Origin of the sequence: Gordonia sesuvii (assembly GCF_036350415.1) — a bacterium.
In the GTDB taxonomy this organism is placed as follows: domain Bacteria; phylum Actinomycetota; class Actinomycetes; order Mycobacteriales; family Mycobacteriaceae; genus Gordonia; species Gordonia sesuvii.
The window spans coordinates 514,720-532,452 of record NZ_JAZDUF010000002.1 but is presented as its reverse complement, the minus strand read 5'-3'; the positions used below and the strand labels follow the sequence as shown (position 1 = coordinate 532,452).

19 protein-coding genes are annotated in these 17,733 nt (G+C 68.7%); 17 read left to right on the top strand and 2 right to left on the bottom strand.

Translation table 11 applies throughout. The features are described 5' to 3' along the window. Positions 1-19 precede the first annotated feature (19 nt). Positions 20-436, top strand: a complete 417-nt coding sequence (locus tag VZC37_RS09135; RefSeq protein WP_330432147.1) for a TIGR02611 family protein — start codon at positions 20-22, stop codon at positions 434-436. A gap of 15 nt (positions 437-451) precedes the next feature. On the opposite strand, the gene VZC37_RS09130 is transcribed toward VZC37_RS09135, so the two are convergent. Then, positions 452-2,551 carry an FUSC family protein gene (locus VZC37_RS09130; RefSeq protein ID WP_330432146.1) on the bottom strand — a complete coding sequence of 700 codons (2,100 nt, stop codon included), beginning with the start codon at positions 2,549-2,551 and terminating at the stop codon, positions 452-454. A gap of 409 nt (positions 2,552-2,960) precedes the next feature. Here VZC37_RS09130 and thrS point away from each other — a divergent pair, with 409 nt between their 5' ends. The 12 genes from thrS to VZC37_RS09070 all read left to right on the top strand — a co-directional run bounded on the left by thrS (position 2,961) and on the right by VZC37_RS09070 (position 13,975). Continuing rightward, the gene (gene thrS / locus VZC37_RS09125) at positions 2,961-5,039 is read left to right on the top strand and encodes a threonine--tRNA ligase (RefSeq protein ID WP_330432145.1); all 2,079 of its coding nucleotides are present in this window, start codon (positions 2,961-2,963) and stop codon (positions 5,037-5,039) included. Then, complete coding sequence (locus VZC37_RS09120; RefSeq protein WP_330432144.1) at positions 5,032-5,598, top strand: ATP adenylyltransferase; 567 nt, start codon at positions 5,032-5,034, stop codon at positions 5,596-5,598. Before thrS ends, VZC37_RS09120 begins: the two co-directional genes overlap by 8 nt. Positions 5,599-5,632: 34 nt before the next feature. After that, the gene (pgsA, locus tag VZC37_RS09115) at positions 5,633-6,361 is read left to right on the top strand and encodes a phosphatidylinositol phosphate synthase (protein WP_330432143.1); all 729 of its coding nucleotides are present in this window, start codon (positions 5,633-5,635) and stop codon (positions 6,359-6,361) included. A 28-nt stretch (positions 6,362-6,389) separates the two neighbouring features. Continuing rightward, a complete protein-coding gene (locus VZC37_RS09110) occupies positions 6,390-7,340 on the top strand; it encodes a phosphatidylinositol mannoside acyltransferase (RefSeq protein WP_330432142.1) in 951 nt (316 codons plus the stop codon). Then, on the top strand, positions 7,337-8,461 hold the full coding sequence (locus tag VZC37_RS09105) for a glycosyltransferase family 4 protein (protein WP_330432141.1): 1,125 nt from the start codon (positions 7,337-7,339) through the stop codon (positions 8,459-8,461). Before VZC37_RS09110 ends, VZC37_RS09105 begins: the two co-directional genes overlap by 4 nt. A 46-nt stretch (positions 8,462-8,507) precedes the next feature. Next, positions 8,508-9,044, top strand: coding sequence for a LemA family protein (locus VZC37_RS09100; protein WP_330432140.1), 537 nt, complete (start codon positions 8,508-8,510; stop codon positions 9,042-9,044). 81 nt (positions 9,045-9,125) lie between these two features. Beyond that, positions 9,126-10,079 carry a pyridoxal 5'-phosphate synthase lyase subunit PdxS gene (gene pdxS / locus VZC37_RS09095; RefSeq protein WP_330432139.1) on the top strand — a complete coding sequence of 318 codons (954 nt, stop codon included), beginning with the start codon at positions 9,126-9,128 and terminating at the stop codon, positions 10,077-10,079. Between the two features lie 26 nt (positions 10,080-10,105). Then, a complete protein-coding gene (locus VZC37_RS09090; RefSeq protein ID WP_330432138.1) occupies positions 10,106-10,948 on the top strand; it encodes a PP2C family protein-serine/threonine phosphatase in 843 nt (280 codons plus the stop codon). 82 nt (positions 10,949-11,030) lie between these two features. Further along, positions 11,031-11,588, top strand: coding sequence for a helix-turn-helix transcriptional regulator (locus VZC37_RS09085; protein ID WP_330432137.1), 558 nt, complete (start codon positions 11,031-11,033; stop codon positions 11,586-11,588). Between the two features lie 54 nt (positions 11,589-11,642). After that, positions 11,643-12,500: an acyl-CoA thioesterase gene (locus VZC37_RS09080; RefSeq protein WP_330432136.1), complete on the top strand. Its 858-nt coding sequence runs from the start codon at positions 11,643-11,645 to the stop codon at positions 12,498-12,500. Next, positions 12,497-13,126 (top strand): pyridoxal 5'-phosphate synthase glutaminase subunit PdxT, encoded by a 630-nt coding sequence (gene pdxT / locus VZC37_RS09075; RefSeq protein ID WP_330432135.1) that lies wholly within the window; start codon positions 12,497-12,499, stop codon positions 13,124-13,126. The genes VZC37_RS09080 and pdxT overlap by 4 nt, the downstream gene beginning before the upstream one ends. A 96-nt stretch (positions 13,127-13,222) precedes the next feature. Then, entirely contained in the window at positions 13,223-13,975 is a 753-nt protein-coding gene (locus tag VZC37_RS09070) for a YebC/PmpR family DNA-binding transcriptional regulator (RefSeq protein WP_330432134.1), read from the top strand. Positions 13,976-14,002: 27 nt separating this feature from the next. Here the strand turns inward: VZC37_RS09070 and VZC37_RS09065 are convergent, their stop codons facing one another. Then, positions 14,003-14,623: a nucleoside/nucleotide kinase family protein gene (locus VZC37_RS09065; RefSeq protein ID WP_330432133.1), complete on the bottom strand. Its 621-nt coding sequence runs from the start codon at positions 14,621-14,623 to the stop codon at positions 14,003-14,005. Positions 14,624-14,753: 130 nt separating this feature from the next. On the opposite strand from VZC37_RS09065, the gene ruvC reads away from it, so the two are divergent. The 4 genes from ruvC to yajC all read left to right on the top strand — a co-directional run bounded on the left by ruvC (position 14,754) and on the right by yajC (position 17,600). Further along, a complete protein-coding gene (gene ruvC / locus VZC37_RS09060) occupies positions 14,754-15,344 on the top strand; it encodes a crossover junction endodeoxyribonuclease RuvC (protein ID WP_330432132.1) in 591 nt (196 codons plus the stop codon). Beyond that, positions 15,341-15,943 carry a Holliday junction branch migration protein RuvA gene (ruvA, locus tag VZC37_RS09055; protein WP_330432131.1) on the top strand — a complete coding sequence of 201 codons (603 nt, stop codon included), beginning with the start codon at positions 15,341-15,343 and terminating at the stop codon, positions 15,941-15,943. Before ruvC ends, ruvA begins: the two co-directional genes overlap by 4 nt. Then, positions 15,940-17,031 carry a Holliday junction branch migration DNA helicase RuvB gene (gene ruvB, locus VZC37_RS09050; RefSeq protein WP_330432130.1) on the top strand — a complete coding sequence of 364 codons (1,092 nt, stop codon included), beginning with the start codon at positions 15,940-15,942 and terminating at the stop codon, positions 17,029-17,031. Before ruvA ends, ruvB begins: the two co-directional genes overlap by 4 nt. Before the next feature lie 155 nt (positions 17,032-17,186). Beyond that, complete coding sequence (gene yajC / locus VZC37_RS09045) at positions 17,187-17,600, top strand: preprotein translocase subunit YajC (protein WP_330432129.1); 414 nt, start codon at positions 17,187-17,189, stop codon at positions 17,598-17,600. Positions 17,601-17,733: the final 133 nt, after the last annotated feature.

Sequence of the window (17,733 nt, the reverse complement as noted above, 5' to 3'; positions counted from 1 at the left end):
AGGGGTGGGAACGAGGACGATGTCGGGCTGGAAGCAGTTGCGGCTGTGGTGGCGCAAGAAGCGATACCTCATTCGTCGTAACCCCCGGCTCTATCTCACCTATCGAGTCGCCGTCGGCGTGGTCGGCACGATCGTGCTGCTCGTGGGCATCGTCACGATCCCGTATCCGGGACCAGGTTGGTTGACCGTTTTCGTCGGGCTGGGCATCCTCGCGTCTGAGTTCACGTGGGCTCACCGACTCCTCAAGTTCGCGCGCGGCAAGTACGACCTGTGGATCGACTGGATCGGGCGACAACACTGGTCGGTGCAGGCCATCGTCTGGCTGGGCACGGCCGCCGTCGTCGTCGTGACGTTGTGGCTGCTCGGCGCCCTCGGCCTCGTCGCCGGCTGGGTGGGCATCGACGCCGCCTGGCTGGACAGCCCGATCCTGTCCTGACCCACGAAGTCATTCTTACGGGCCGGGGGAGTGTGGCGCGGCAGGTGTCGGATGGCGCCACATCTGTTCGAGATCGTTGAGATAGGCGGCGGCCCACAGCAGGTCGCTGGGAACGGTGGGTGTGGTGCGGGCGTCCAGGACATCGGCCGCCACCGACGCCGAAATTCGCCCGCCGGGGTCACCGTCCAGCCGGGCTCCGACCGACGTGGCGTGCTGTTCGAGCGCGTCACGGACCGCGGTGTCCGACGTCGATGATCCGCGCAGTGGGATCTGGGCGATCCGTTCGGCCGCCAGCATGGTCCGCAGCATTCGCGACGACGAGGCCATGACCGCGTCGATGTCGTCGGGAGTGCCCCCTCGGTCGGTGAGGTACCTGCGGACATCGTCCTCGAAGGTCCGGATGGTCCGCGAAGCATCCACCTCCAGGCCCGCCTCGACCGGACGATGACGTGTCACCCTCCGGACGGCGGCGGCCAGCAGATCTGCGACCGACCCGGCGGCCTCGGCGCGTTGACGACGCAACGCGATCATGGGATTGCGCGGCCACAGGGCCAGCGAGACGACGGCGGCGACGGCTGCCCCGATCGCCACGTCCTCGACCCTGATCACGCCCACCTCGAATCCGGTCGGTGCGATCACGTTGAACAAGAGCACGACGACGAGCGTGAACGCGGCCTGCCCGGCCAGGAACGAGATCACCTCGGGTGCGTAGGTGGCGAGGAACACGGCCGGCGGGAGCGCGATCCACAGGGCAACCGGTCCGGTACCGACCGCGATGAGCAGCGCAGCACCCAACCCGAAGCCCAACAACGTACCGACCAACGCCCGCAGCACCGACGAACCGGTCGTCAGCGCCGAGCTGCGCAACACCGACATCGTGCCGAGCACAATCCAGAATCCGTGCTGAACGGGAAAGAGCTCGGTCACGCCGACCGCGATCGCCAGGCCGAGCCCGCCGCGCAGGCTGTCCCGCAGGGACACCGATCCCCACCGCAGGTAGCCCCGCAGGTAGTTGGGTGAGCTGAGCGACGTGGGGGCCGGTCGTCCGTCGGCGAACACGGACGGGATGCGGCGTCCCAGGATGCGGTCGAGTACCGGGCGCGCGTCGGCAGCGCCGGACCACGCGATGATCCGGCCGGCGGCGATGACCGCCGAATCCACGGCGTGCGACTCGAGGACAGCGGATGCGCCGTGCTGATCAACGGTCTCGGCGAAGTCGTTGAACCACCGATCGCGTTCGACGTCGAGTTCAGCGACGAGCGTCTCGAGCTCGCTCTGCGAACGGTCACGATCGGTTGCGGTCCGGGCGTTCAGGGTCGCCGCGGCGGCTCGCAGCAGCGCCGCGCGGGTCGTCGGCGACGGTCCGCGCGCCGACGTGCGCGCAGAGGTGAGCCGATCGGTGAGCCACTGCAGCTCGCTCACCACCCGGACGAGTGCACGGCTGCCTGCGGACAGGCCGACCGGACGGCAGGCGCCGGAGAGAAAGCTCTTCTCGAGATCGGCGGCGGCTGCGCGAACCGCAACCGCGTCACCCGTGCCCTCGACGAACTCGGCGAGAAGCAGGCAACTGCGGGCCGCGCGTTCGCGGAGCCGGTCGTGGTGAACCGGTGCCAGCACGAACAACGCGGCGGGCACACAGCAGGCGACGGCGAGCCCCCATCCCAACAGTCGGTCGGCCACCGCACCCATGGGTGCGGGTACGGCCACCGGCAGCACGAAGGTGAGCAGGACCGACCGCCCCGCCGCCGCGAACGCCGCGCTGACGACGCCGCTGAACAGGACCACACTGCCGACGACGAACATCGCGAGCACCGCCGCCCACGCGATCCCGGAAAGCGCGGTGCCCAGGGTGATGAGCACCGCGCCGACCACCCCGAGCCCGAGGTGGCTCGTCGCGCGGGTTCGTCGGTCGCCCGGAAAGTCCACGAAGACGAGGAGCGCGAACGATCCGAACACCGCGAACACGGGGGTCTGCGTGCCGCCGACGACGTAGAAGGCGATGGCGAAGGTCGCGGGAATGAATGCGCACGAGCGCACGGCACGACGGAGGGCGTCGTGTTCAGGATCATGGGCGTGCAGGTGGGCCCGCAGGGCCCCGACGACGTCACCCGCCACCGGATTCCTGTCGGATCACCGCCGCATCCATGGGGCATCGATCGCTTCGATTCAATGTCCCGGCCTCCCTGTCGACGTGTTCGTGGAAGCTGACGGGTTCGTGGAAGCTGTCGTCCCCCGGCCCGACTGCCTGCGGCGGTTCGAACCCCGCAATCGTACTGCGCGCGCCGGATATCGGGATGGCCCGAAATGGCCGGAGACCTGCGACGCCGCGAACGGTGGGCGGAGTGCCGAAGGGGGTGACAGGCTGGGTGGACATCGACGCCACACGGTCGGCCGGGCCGATACCCTGATCCGGTGTGCGCCGGTGCGGATGCGTATCCGCCACCCGGATACGATCGTGCTGCCACAACAGCCTTGATCCGGTGTGCCTGCAGGCAACCCGAACGACCACCAGAGGAGCGGTTTCGTGCCCGACGATGTGATGGTGACCAGCCCTGCCACGATCCGTGTGCCAGCTGGGACTACCGCGGGCACTGCGCTGCGCGACCATGATCTGCCCAACAAGGGCCCCGAGGCGGTGGTCGTGGTCCGCGACGCGGCGGGACAACTCCGCGATCTGTCGTGGGTGCCCGAACTCGACACCGACGTCGAACCGGTGGCGGCCAACACCGAGGCCGGACGCAGCGTCATCCGGCATTCGTGTGCCCACGTGCTCGCCCAGGCGGTTCAGGAACTGTTCCCGGAGGCCAAGCTCGGCATCGGTCCGCCGATCAAGGACGGCTTCTACTACGACTTCGACGTCGCCGACCCGTTCACTCCCGAGGACCTCGCCGCCCTCGAGAAGAAGATGAAACAGATCATCAAATCGGGGCAGCGGTTCTCCCGGCGCGTCTACGCGTCGAAGGACCAGGCGCGGATGGAGTTGGAGTCCGAGCCGTACAAGCTCGAACTGATCGACGACAAGGGCGCCGCGGCCGACAGCGAGGTGATGGAGGTCGGTGGAGCGGAGCTCACCGCGTACGACAATCTCAATCCCCGCACCGGAGAACTGATCTGGTGCGACCTGTGCCGCGGGCCGCATGTGCCGACGACCAAGTACATCGCCGCGTTCAAGCTGACCCGCAGCTCGGCCGCCTACTGGCGCGGCGACCAGGACAACGCAGACCTGCAGCGGGTGTACGGCACCGCGTGGGAGTCGTCGGAAGCCCAAGACGCCTATCTCGAGTTGCTCGCCGAGGCCGAACGCCGCGATCACCGTAAGCTCGGCGCCGAGCTCGATCTGTTCAGCTTCCCCGAGGAACTCGGTTCCGGTCTGCCCGTGTTCCACCCCAAGGGCGGCATCATCCGCAAGGAGCTCGAGGACTACTCGCGGCATCGACACACGGAGGCCGGGTACGAGTTCGTCAACACCCCGCACATCACCAAGTCGCATCTGTACGAGCTGTCCGGTCACCTCGAGTGGTACGCCGACGGCATGTTCCCGCCGATGCAGCTCGATGCCGAGTACGACGAGGACGGCACGGTCCGCAAGCCGGCTCAGGACTACTACCTGAAGCCGATGAACTGCCCGATGCACAACCTCATCTTCCGTTCGCGCGGCCGGTCCTACCGCGAACTGCCGCTGCGGCTGTTCGAGTTCGGGTCCGTGTACCGCTACGAGAAGTCGGGCGTGGTGCACGGCCTCACCCGGGTACGCGGGATGACGCAAGACGACGCCCACATCTACTGCACCCGCGAGCAGATGCGCGACGAACTGCGGTCGCTGTTGACCTTCGTGCTCGACCTGCTCAAGGACTACGGCCTCGACGACTACTACCTCGAGTTGTCGACGAAGGACCCGAAGAAGTTCGTCGGCGACGACGAGTCCTGGGAGATCGCCACGAACACCCTCGCGGAGGTGGCCCGGGAATCGGGACTGGATCTCGTGCCGGACCCCGGGGGCGCCGCGTTCTACGGCCCGAAGATCTCTGTGCAGGTGAAGGATGCGCTCGGGCGCAACTGGCAGATGTCGACGATCCAGCTCGACTTCAATCAGCCTGAACGATTCGAACTCGAATACACCGGCGCCGACGGTGCCAAGCATCGCCCCGTGATGATCCACCGTGCACTGTTCGGCTCGATCGAACGGTTCTTCGGGGTGCTCACCGAGCACTATGCCGGGGCGTTTCCCGCCTGGCTGGCGCCGGTGCAGGTGGTCGGCATCCCGGTGGCCGAGGCATTCGGCGATCATCTGCAGGGTGTGATCGCCGAACTGCGCCGGCGCGGGATTCGTGCCGAGGTCGACTTCTCCGACGACCGCATGCAGAAGAAGATCCGCACCCACACCAAGGCGAAGGTGCCGTTCATGCTGCTCGCCGGCGAGCGCGACGTGAGCGCGAACGCCGTCAGTTTCCGATTCCGGGACGGCACCCAGGTGAACGGTGTCCCCGTCGACACCGTGGTCGACGTCATCGGCGGCTGGGTCGAGTCGCGACGCAACGATTCCCCGACGGCCGATGTCATCGATCCCGGTGTCGTCGCCGGATCGGACTCGACGGATGGCTGAACCCGACCAGAACCGTGCGCACGGGGAGATCCGTGACTGCGGAACCGGCGACCCGGATCGCCTGCAGCGGTTGTGGAGTCCGCATCGCATGACCTACATCACCGCCGACCCGCCACCGTCGGAGAAGGCGACCGGGCATCCGTTCCTGGACATCCCGACGATGTCGGACGAAGAGGGCCTGATCGTCGCGCGCGGTGATTCCGTGTACGCGGTGCTCAATCTGTACCCGTACAACCCCGGTCACACGATGATCGTGCCGTACCGGCAGGTCGCCGACCTCGAAGCGCTCACCGCGGTGGAATCCGCGGAGTTGATGGCATTCACGCAGCGCATGATCCGGACCATCAAGGCCGTGTCCAACCCGAATGCGTTCAACGTGGGCCTGAACCTCGGGTACGCGGCGGGCGGCTCCCTGGCCGAACACCTGCACCAGCACATCGTGCCGCGCTGGATCGGCGACGCGAACTTCATCACGGTTGTCGGCGAGACGAAAGTCATGCCACAGTTGCTGCGCGACACCCGTTCGTTGCTCGCCGCGGCGTGGCACGAACAGTCGTGATGCCGGTCGGTCGGGGGAGGAAAGGAGCGGTCAGATGCTGAGCATCCGGGGCCGTGCCTCGGTGTCGAAGGTGACCTTGCCGCTGGGCCGTGCATTGCTGCGCACCGGACTGACCCCGGACCTCATGACGCTCATCGGCACGACCGCCACCATCGTTGCCGCACTGACGCTGTTCCCGATGGGTCACCTGTTCGTCGGGACGCTGGTGATCTGGCTGTTCGTGATGTTCGACATGCTCGACGGCGCGATGGCTCGGGCGCGTGGCGGTGGCACCCGGTTCGGGGCCGTCCTCGACGCGACCTGCGACCGGGTCGCCGACGGCGCGATCTTCGCCGGGCTGGCCTGGTGGTGCGCGATCACCGAACCACACAGCCTGCTGCTGGTGGCCACCCTCATCTGCCTGGTGACCTCGCAGGTCATCTCCTACGCCAAGGCGCGCGCAGAGGCCAGCGGACTCAACGGCGACGGCGGCTGGATCGAGCGACCCGACCGCCTGATCATCGTGTTGGTCGGTGCCGGCCTCACCGGTCTCAGTCTCGACTGGGCGATCCACGTGGCGATGTGGGCGTTGGCCGTTCTGTCGGTGATCACGGTTGGACAGCGGATGTGGTCGATTCACGAGTCGCCAAGTGCCCGTGAGCTGATCCCGCTCGGGTCCAACGAATCCGAGGACGCCGAGGACTCCGACGAGGGTGAGCACACGGTGGAGGGCCGCGACGAGGAACCCCCGACCGGCACGCAGCGCCCCGCCGGGGCACACTGACACCCATGCTGACGGCGAAAAGGACCCGATGAGCTCGCTGACGTCGCGACTGTCGGATCTGGGATACGCGGCCGGGTGGGCGGCTGTTCGCCACGCCCCCGAGGGGTGGGCGCGCGCCGCCTTCGACCGCGCCGGCGGATTCGTCGGACGACGCAACGGCGGTCCGGATCAGTTGCGGCGCAACCTCGCCCGTGTCGTAGGAACCTCGCCGGGGGAGGTGCCCGACGAGCTGGTCGCAGCAGCAGTCCGGTCGTATGCGCGCTACTGGTGCGAGGCATTCCGGCTACCCACCCAGGACATGGCCGAGACCGCCGCCACCGTCACCGTTCCTCCCGCCGACCGTGCCAACCTCGATGCGGCGATCGCGCGTGGCAGAGGAGTCGTGCTGGCGCTGCCGCACACCGGCAACTGGGACATGGCCGGTGTCTGGTTGGTGCAGCATTACGGCAGGTTGACCACGGTGGCCGAACGCCTCGAACCGGAATCGTTGTTCGAACGGTTCGTCGCCTACCGCGAGTCGCTCGGTTTCGAGATCTTCCCGCTGAGCGGCGGCGAGCAACCTCCGTTCGGTCAACTGGCGCAACGGCTGCGTGACAACGGCATCGTCTGTCTTCTGGGCGAACGCGACCTGGCACGTCACGGCGTCCCGGTGACCTTCTTCGGTGAGAAGACGCGCATGCCCGCCGGTTCCGCGCGACTCGCCATCGAAACCGGTGCCGCGCTGCTGCCGGTGCATCACTGGTTCACCGAGGCGCCGACGTCGCTGATCTCGTGCGGGGCGCCGATCGACGTCTCCGGCGGCGTCGAGTCGGCTACCCAGGCACTGGCCGATGCCTTCGCCGCCAACATCGCGGCCCATCCCCAGGACTGGCACATGCTGCAGCCGTTGTGGGAGGCGGACTGGTCGCAGGCCCGCCGGGCGCGCATCGGCACCGACGGGGCCGGGGGCCCCGCGCCGACCGGGGAGGTCGGCCGATGAAGATCGGGATGATCTGCCCGTATTCGTTCGACGTGCCCGGCGGGGTGCAGGCCCACGTGGTCGAGCTCGCGCAGGTGTTCATCGAACGCGGCCACGAGGTCAGCGTGCTGGCCCCTTCGGCGCCGCAGACCCCGCTGCCGGATTATGTGGTCTCGGCCGGTCCGGCCCTGGCGATCCCGTACAACGGGTCGGTCTCGCGGGTGAACTTCAGTCCCACCGGCTATCTGCGGCTGCGAGATTGGGTCGCTCGGAGTCGTTTCGACGTGTTGCACGTGCATGAGCCGAATGCGCCGAGTCTGTCGATGTTGTCGCTGATGGTCGCCTCGGGGCCGATCGTCACGACCTTCCACACCTCGACGACCCGGTCGATGTGGCTGTCGGTGTTCCAGGGCATCCTGCGGCCGTATCACGAGCGGATCGCCGGCAAGATCGCGGTCTCGGAGCTGGCGCGGCGCTGGCAGATGGAATCCCTCGGCTCCGATGCGGTGGAGATCCCGAACGGAATCGACGCGGCCGGTTTCGCCGGAGCCGAACCGCTGGAGGGCTATCCGTGGCCCGGACGCACGATCCTGTTCCTGGGCCGCTACGACGAACCCCGCAAGGGCATCGACATCCTGATACGCGCCTTGCCGGCGATCGTGGTCCGGTTCCCGGATGTCCGCGTACTCGTCGTCGGCGGCGGCAACGAGCGCGCGTTGCGCCGACGTGCCGGCGCCCTCGCCGACCATCTGGTCTTCCTCGGTCAGGTCGACGACGAGACGAAGGCGCGGGCGCTGCGTTCGGCCGACGTGTACTGCGCGCCCAACCTGGGTGGCGAGAGCTTCGGGATCGTCCTGGTGGAGGCGATGGCCGCCGGGGCGGCGGTGGTGGCCAGCGACCTCAACGCGTTCCGGCGGGTCCTCGACGACGGCCGGTCCGGACGCCTGGTGGCCACCGGGTCGTCCGACGACCTCGGCGAGGCGCTGATCGACCTGCTGTCCGACGACGACGCCCGGGCCGAGCTGGTGGCGGCGGGTCGTCGACGCGCCGACCGGTACGACTGGTCGCGGGTGGCCGATCAGATCCTGCGCGTGTACGAGACCGTGACGGTGGGTGCGAGCCCGGTCGTGGTGGCCGAGTAGTGCCGACGCAGACACAGACGCGGACGCAGAGGCGGAGGGGGAGGCGATGACGATCTCGGGGTTGACGGTGGCGATCATCGCGCTGATCGTGTTGCTCGTCGTCCTCGCGGCCGGCTGGGCGTATCAGACCGCGAATCGACTCGACCGTCTCAACGTCCGCGTCGATCTGGCACGACAGGCACTCGACGCCGCGCTGGCGCGCCGAGCAGTGGTGGCCAGGGCGATCGCCGCGGGCATGAGCGTGAGCTACGACGACACGGCGCGGGAGGCGGGGCAACGCCTCACCGTGGCGGCCGACCAGGCCGAACGGGCCACACCCGACACCCGCGAGCAGGCCGAGAACACCGTGTCGACACTGCTCGCCCAGCTCGACACCCAGTCCCGGCCGCAGGGTCTCGTCGTCGAACTCGCGGACGCCGAGACCCGCATCATGATGGCTCGCCGCTTCTACAACGACGCCGTCCGCGACACCCGCAGCCTCGCCGAGCGGCGGCTGGTGGCGTGGCTCCATCTCGGCGGCACCGCCGAGCTGCCGCAGTTCTTCGAGATCGTCGAACGGGTCACCCCGGGGAGTGGTTCCTGACCTCGCCTAGACTTGGGGGACAGCCCGCGTCACGCGGACCCCGGCATGTTCTGCCGGGTTGACGACATCAGGAGACATCAAGTGAGTCAGTTCCAGTCAGGGAGCACTCCCGGACCGGATGCCCCGAACACCCTCAACGGCACCGGGCCGACCGTCGGGCAGGGCACTGCGCGCGTCAAGCGCGGCATGGCCGAGATGCTCAAGGGCGGCGTGATCATGGACGTGGTCACCCCCGAGCAGGCCAAGATCGCCGAGGACGCCGGTGCGGTCGCCGTGATGGCGCTCGAACGCGTCCCGGCCGACATCCGCGCCCAGGGTGGTGTCTCGCGGATGAGCGACCCGGACATGATCGACGGGATCATCTCGGCGGTGTCCATCCCCGTGATGGCCAAGGCCCGCATCGGGCACTTCGTCGAGGCGCAGGTCCTGCAGAGCCTCGGGGTCGACTACGTCGACGAGTCGGAGGTGCTGACCCCCGCCGACTACGCCAACCACATCGACAAGTGGGCGTTCACCGTGCCGTTCGTGTGCGGTGCCACCAACCTCGGTGAGGCGTTGCGCCGGATCACCGAGGGCGCGGCCATGATCCGATCCAAGGGCGAGGCCGGAACCGGTGACGTGTCCAACGCGACGACCCACATGCGCAAGATCCGCTACGAGATCCGGCGTCTGACGTCGCTGCCGGCCGATGAACTGTTCGTGGCGGCCAAGGAACTCCAGGCACCCTACGAGCTGGTCGCCGAGGTCGCGCAGGCCGGCAAGCTGCCGGTCACCCTGTTCACCGCGGGCGGGATCGCCACCCCGGCCGACGCCGCGATGATGATGCAGCTCGGCGCCGAGGGTGTGTTCGTCGGGTCGGGGATCTTCAAGTCCGGCAACCCCGCACAGCGGGCGGCGGCGATCGTGCAGGCCACCACCTTCCACGACGACCCCGACGTGCTGGCCAAGGTGTCACGTGGGCTCGGTGAGGCGATGGTCGGCATCAACGTCGACGACATCCCGCAGCCACACCGCCTCGCCGAACGGGGCTGGTAGCCGATCTGCCGTAGGATCTGCTGATCATGGACTCGGCGACCATCGTGCGGGACGCATCCCGTTGCGGCACCGACATCCTTGCCGGCCTACGGCTCGATTGGGCCGTCGTGTGCAACGTCGGACGTGTCCGGGAAGCCAATGAGGACGCTGCGCTGGTGGCTCCCGGCAAGTACCTGATCGCCGACGGCATGGGTGGCCACGACAGCGGCGAGGTCGCCAGCGAGACCGCGCTGCTGACCCTGGCGGATGTCGCGAGTCTGCAGGATCAGACCGAGACCCAGCTGGCGCTGATCGAGTCGTTGACGCAGGCCCAGGACCGGATCGGCGAGATCGCCACGGAGTCCCCGCGACGTGCCGGGACCACCGCGACCGGTGCGGTACTCGTCACGCACGAGGGTGTGCCGCACTGGTTGGTGCTCAACATCGGTGACTCCCGCACGTATCGCCTGCAGGGCGGGGTCCTCGCGCAACTCACCGTGGACCACTCGCAGGTCCAGGAGTTCGTGGACGCGGGATTCCTGACGCCGGAGGAGGCCCGGGTGGACCCCCGGCGCAACGTCATCACCCGCGCCCTCGGGGCCGGCATGGTGGAGCCCGAGGCCGACTTCTTCTCCATGCCGGCCCTGCCCGGCGACGTCCTGCTGGTGTGCTCGGACGGCCTCACCGGCGAACTCCCGGACGAGGAGATCGCCGACATCCTCGCAGGCGCCGACAACGCCGAACAGGCCGCCGACGCCCTGGTCGACGGGGCGCTGGCGCTCGGCGCCCATGACAACGTCACGGTGGTGGTCGTCGCGGTGGGGGACGAGGCCATCGACAACGCAACAGATCGCGAAAACGGAACAGATCGCGAAAACGGAACAGATTGACGGGAACCTGACGCCGAGTCGTCGCGTCCAACTCATGACAGCAGGCCGGACCGATCGCCTGCCTCGACGAGTGAGGACAACCATGACCGTCATCTCCCACCAGATCCCAGGGCATCACTCTGCTGTTCGATCCGGCGTCCACCGCGCCGGCCGCGTCGTCGACCGGGTCGGGGCTGCGCGGGAGGTCCGCCGTCAGGACGAGGCCGCACGGCGTCGGCAGGAGGCACTGGCCCGCCTTGCCCAACGTCGGATGCCGCTGCCGGGCGCGCCGTGGGGTGCGTTTGGTGCCGAGCACCCGGTCGCCGGGCGCGACGGTACGGCCGCCGGTGCCGGCATGACCCTGGTCACGTCGACACTCGACGACGACTCCGGCACGACACCATGCACCTGCCGTGTGGATGCACCCGAGTTCGATCGACCGGCACTGACCACCCGCGAGGTCGAAGTGCTGCGGACCTGGCTCAAAGTGGACACCAAACCCGCTGTGGCGCAAGAGCTCTACATCTCGCTGGGGACCGTGAACACCCATCTGACACGGATTCGCGCCAAGTACGCCGACATCGGTCGTCCGGCGCCCACCAAGGCCGCGCTCGTCGCCCGTGCGGTGCAGGACGGCCTGGTCGCGCTCGACGAACTCTGACGGCGCCCGACTGCATCCGAGTGTGGTCGCACGCCGGCGCGATACTGTTCTCCCGTGGCAACCATCGAGGAGATCCTTCAGGTCGAGGCGATCGAGACCGACATCTACCGCGGTCCCGCATTTCCGAGTCTCTTCCAGCGGACCTTCGGCGGTCAGGTGGCCGGACAGGCACTCATGTCGGCCACACGCACCGTCTCCGACGAGTACGCGGTCCATTCACTACACGGCTACTTCCTCCGCCCGGGGAACCCGGACAAACCTGCGGTGTTCCTCGTCGACCGCATCCGCGACGGACGTTCGTTCGCCACCCGCCGGGTCACCGGCGTGCAGGACGGCGAGGCGATCTTCATGATGTCGGCGTCGTTCCACGTCACCGGTGATGTCGGGATCGAACACCAGGATCGGATGCCGCCGGTCCCACCGCCGGACGAACTGGCGGACCGGGTCGATGAACTGCCGGAGGAGGCGCGGGCGATCTTCCGCGAGTGGCATCAGTTCGACCTGCGGATGGTTCCGCACGACAAGCTCGCGAAATCGAGCTACTTCGCCGCCCAGCAGCGTGTGTGGTTTCGCCACCGCGGCCGTCTGCCCGACGATCAGGTGTTCCACGTCGGCACCCTCGCCTACATGAGCGACATGACCCTCCTCGGATCGTCGCGGGTGCCCCACCCCGACACCGAGATCAAGCAGGCGGCCTCCCTCGACCACGCGATGTGGTTCATGCGGCCGTTCCGCGCCGACGAATGGCTGCTCTACGACCAGACATCGCCGTCCGCGGCCGCCGGGCGTGCACTCACTCAGGGCCGCATCTTCGACCTGCAAGGCCGCATGGTCGCGGCCGTCACCCAGGAGGGCCTGAGTCGCGTCAGTCGCGACGCGTCCGCCGGACCGACCGCGCGGCCGGATCGGTGAGTGCCGTCCGCAGCCCGCGCATCGGTGTCCTCGCACTGCAGGGTGATGTCCGCGAGCATCTGGCCGCGCTGACCGACGCCGGTGCCGAGGCGGCCACCGTCCGCCGTCCGGCGGAACTCGACGCGGCGGACGCGCTGGTGATCCCCGGCGGGGAGTCCACCACGATGAGTCACCTGCTCGGCGTCCTCGACCTGTTCGATCCGCTGCGCGAACGACTGGCCGGTGGCATGCCCGCGTACGGATCGTGTGCGGGCATGATCATGCTGGCCACCACGATTCTCGACACCCGTCCCGACGCGCGGCATCTTGACGCGCTCGACATCACCGTGCGGCGCAACGCCTTCGGCCGTCAGGTCGAGAGTTTCGAGACGGACCTCGAGTTCGCCGGTGTCACCGACCGGGCCGGCGACCCACTGATGCGGGCCGTGTTCATCCGGGCGCCCTGGGTGGAATCGATCAGTCCCGACGTCGAGGTTCTCGCCCGCGTCCCGCAGGGACCCGCAAAGGATCGCATCGTCGCGGTGCGGCAGGGCAACGTGCTCGCCACGTCGTTCCACCCGGAGGTGACCGGCGACCGGCGGGTGCACCGCTACTTCGTCGACATGGTGCGCGCATCGGGAGTGTGAGGCGTCCCATCGCGCACCGGTAAGATCGAGGAGTTGGGCGGATCGTCACCGGGCGGTCACGTCGGTAGTTGACGTCTAGACGGATGCGGGAGTGTCATGAGCGGCCATTCCAAATGGGCCACCACCAAGCACAAGAAGGCGGTCATCGACGCCAAGCGCGGCAAGATGTTCGCCAAGCTCATCAAGAACATCGAGGTGGCCGCGCGTACCGGCGGCGGCGACCCCGCCGGCAACCCGACGCTCTACGACGCGATCCAGAAGGCCAAGAAGTCGTCGGTGCCCAACGACAACATCGAACGCGCCCGCAAGCGCGGCGGCGGTGAGGAAGCGGGCGGCGCCGACTGGCAGACCATCATGTACGAGGGCTACGGCCCCAACGGTGTCGCGATCCTGATCGAATGCCTCACCGACAACCGCAACCGGGCCGCCGGCGAGGTCCGCACCGCGATGACCCGCAACGGCGGCAACATGGCCGACCCGGGTTCGGTGGCGTACCTGTTCACCCGCAAGGGCGTGGTCACGCTGGAGAAGAACGGGCAGTCCGAGGACGACGTCCTGATGGCGGTGCTCGACGCCGGTGCCGAGGAGGTCAACGACCTCGGTGAGTCGTTCGAGGTCGTCAGCGAACCCACCGATCTCGTCGCCGTGCGGACCGCGCTGGTCGACGCGGGTATCGACTACGACTCCGCGGAGGCCGACTTCCGCGCATCGGTGGAGGTACCGGTGGATGCGGACGGTGCGCGCAAGGTATTCAAGCTCATCGACGCCCTCGAGGACTCCGACGACGTGCAGAACGTCTACAGCAACGTCGACGTCAGCGACGAGGTCCTCGCCGAACTCGACGCCTGACGACCACATCGTCGCCGGCCTGACCGGTCACTTCTCCAGGACTGCCCGGACCGCCGGCCGGTCGGGATGGTCGTACCGGACCTCGACATCCGCGATCGGTGCGGTGCGGTCGTGATCCAGCAGCGCCGGGATCGTCCAGGCCTCCTCGTTGGGGGTGCGCCGATGTAATGCGCCGGCGGTCAGCCGCAGCGCCACCGTCGCATCGGCGGGTAGGCCGCTGCCGAGCAGCATCGGCCCGGCCACCAGCAGCACCTGATCGGGCGCCGCCTCGCGCGGTCGATCGCGGAACGACCGGTCCCGGTCCGGATCCCAGAGTCGCGGTAGCCACTGACCACGATCGCGCAGCGCGTCGATCACCTCGCGGCGTACGGCGTCGAGGTCGAACCAGATCGTTCGGTAGCTCTCGGCGTCGGTGTGCCCGAACTCGAAACGCAATGACGCCGGCCGCAGGTAGTCGACCAAGGACACCACCGCGGCAGGCCGCCCCAGCGTGGTCAGACGATCCGCGATCCGGCCGGCCAGATCGGCCGGTGCGGCGGCGTCGGGACCGTCGACGAGCAGCACCACCCGCCGCCGGGGACGACGTGTCGCGAGTTCGGCGCCGAGCTCGACGAGACCGTCCGGGGTGATAGGGGAGAAGGTCGGCATGGCGTGTTCATTGTCGCGCGCTCTCGCCGGACCACCCGGCCCGGCGGGGTGTGTTGCTCGGCCGCGGCGTCGGGCCGGACCGATAGAATCTCGAACAACTGTTCGGCTGTCGCTGTCCCGAGGAGGGTGCGTGCGTGTGATGGGAGTCGACCCCGGTCTGACCAGATGCGGGATCGCGCTGGTCGAGTCCGGTCGGGGGCGGACCGTGACGGCACTCGACGTCGACGTGGTCCGCACACCGGCCGACCAGGAACTGGCCGATCGTCTGATGGCCATCTACACGGCGGCCTGCCATTGGCTCGATGTGCACCAACCCGACGTCGTCGCGATCGAACGTGTCTTCGCCCAGCACCAGGTCTCCACCGCGATGGGCACCGCGCAGGCCGGCGGCGTCATCGCGCTGGCGGCCGGACAACGCGACGTCCCGGTGCGATTCCACACCCCGTCGGAGGTCAAGGCCGCGGTGACCGGCAGTGGTCGCGCGGACAAGGCACAGGTCACCGCCATGGTGACCCGCATTCTCGGCATGCAGACCAAGCCCAGACCCGCCGATGCGGCCGATGCCCTGGCGCTGGCCATCTGCCACTGCTGGCGAGGCCCGATGACGGAGAAGATGGCCGAGGCACAGCGTCGCGCCGACGAGCTGGCGCGTCGCCACCGTGCGCGGGTCGCCGCTGCGGGAGCCGGCCGTCCGGCACCCGGCAAGGGGGGAGCAGCATGATCGCGTCAGTGCGCGGGCCCGTCGTCGACGTCGCGCTCGATCATGTGGTCATCGACTGTGCGGGCGTCGGCTATCGGGTGCTGGTGACGCCGGCGACCGTCGGGTCGCTGCGTCGCGGCGAGGAGGCCACCCTGCTGACGTCGATGATCGTGCGGGAGGACTCGATGACGCTGTACGGGTTCACCGAACCCGATGCGCGGTCCCTGTTCACACTGCTGCAGACCGTCACCGGCGTCGGCCCGCGGCTCGCGATGGCAACGCTCGCCGTGCTCGAACCGGATGCGCTGCGCCGTGCGCTGGCCGACTCCGACGTCAAGGCCCTGACCGCCGTGCCCGGCGTGGGCAAGCGGGTCGCCGAGCGACTCGTGGTGGAACTGCGCGACAAGGTCGATGCCCCGACGACCGCACGGCCGGATGGTGCGGTGGTGGCGCCCGTCCCCGGGACCATCCGCGATCAGGTCGCCGAGGCGCTGGTCGGGCTCGGCTTCACCACCGGTCCCGCGGACAAGGCGGTCACCGCGATCCTGACCGACGAACCCGACGCCGACGCATCCACCGTGCTGCGGAAGTCGTTGGCACTCTTGGGGAAGACCGCATGACCGAGACACCGATGCCCGACCCCGCCGACCGCGACGTCAGCGCCGCGGAACTGCACTCCGACGGTGACTTCGACGCCGGGCTCCGTCCTCGTTCACTCGCCGACTTCATCGGCCAGCCGCGGGTGCGTGAGCAGCTCGAGCTCGTCCTGCAGGGAGCGAAGGGGCGTGGCGGCACCCCCGACCACATCCTGATGTCGGGGCCGCCGGGATTGGGCAAGACCTCGCTGGCGATGATCATCGCCGCGGAGATGGGCGCTGCGATCCGGGTCACCTCCGGGCCCGCCCTGGAGCGTGCCGGCGACCTCGCGGCGATGCTGTCCAACCTGGTGGACGGCGACGTCCTGTTCATCGACGAGATTCACCGCATCGCCCGACCCGCCGAAGAGATGCTGTATCTGGCCATGGAGGACTTCCGGGTCGACGTCGTCGTCGGCAAGGGGCCCGGCGCCACCTCCATCCCGCTCGACGTCGCACCGTTCACCCTGGTCGGTGCGACCACGCGGTCCGGCTCCCTGACCGGCCCGCTGCGCGACCGGTTCGGCTTCACCGCACACATGGAGTTCTACGAGACCGACGAACTGGTCCGGGTGCTGCGGCGATCGGCGGGCATCCTGGGCATCGCACTGCGCGACGACGCGGCCACCGAGGTGGCACGCCGCTCGCGCGGAACCCCGCGCATCGCCAACCGCCTCCTGCGCCGCGTCCGCGACTACGCGGAGGTGCGCAGCGACGGGGTCATCACCACCGACATCGCGCGGGCGGCGCTCGCCGTCTACGACGTCGACGAACTCGGGTTCGACCGGCTCGACCGCGCGGTCCTCGGCGCGCTGGTGCGCGGTTTCGGCGGCGGCCCGGTCGGGGTGTCCACCCTGGCCGTCGCGGTCGGGGAGGAGCCGACCACGGTGGAGGAGGTATGCGAGCCGTTCCTCGTACGGGCGGGAATGATGGCGCGCACCCCCCGCGGGCGGGTGGCGACCGCCGCCGCCTGGCATCACCTGGGCCTGACGCCACCGGCGGGCGCCATGAACGCCAGTTTCGGCGTCCGCAGCCGCGATGCGATCACCGAAAGTCTGTTCGACGATCTCTGACCGGAGAATTCGGCTCGCGGGACCGGCATGGCACACTGGTTAGAGCCGCCGGATGAGTTGGTGTGTCCGAGCGTGCCTGCGATCGGCCCCCACCTGCGCCGAGCCGGATGAGACACCGAAATCACCACGACCGACCGACAAGGATTGTTTCCGTCATGGACGCCCTCTTCTTCCCCCTCCTGCTGGCCCTGCTGGCCGGTTTCATGTTCCTCAGCATCCGCAAGCAGAAGAAGCGCATGAACGAGATGCAGGAGATGCAGAACTCGGTGAGCACCGGTGTGCGGGTCCAGCTCACCGCGGGCCTGTACGCGACGGTCGTGGACGACTCGTCGCCGGACTACGTCGACCTGGAGATCGCCACCGGCGTCATCACCCGGTTCAGCCGCCAGGCCGTCGTGCGCGTTGTGCCCACCGACGAAGCCGCCGAAACCTACCCGGGCGCGCTCACCGCGCGCCCCGAGGGTCTCGATGACGAACCGCAGGACACCGCCACTGATCCGTCGACCGGTTCGCGTGCCGACGACAGCTACTCCGCCGACCGTCCCGAGGGTTCGACCGAGGACCGGTGACCCGGCAGCGGATCGCCCATCACCGGCGATCCGCCTCACCGATCCGGCGGTGACCACCGCCGACGCAGTGCTTACCGCGCAGTCAGTAGAGTGAGCCACCGACCGGCTCGTGCGCGCGTGCCGACCTGTCGTG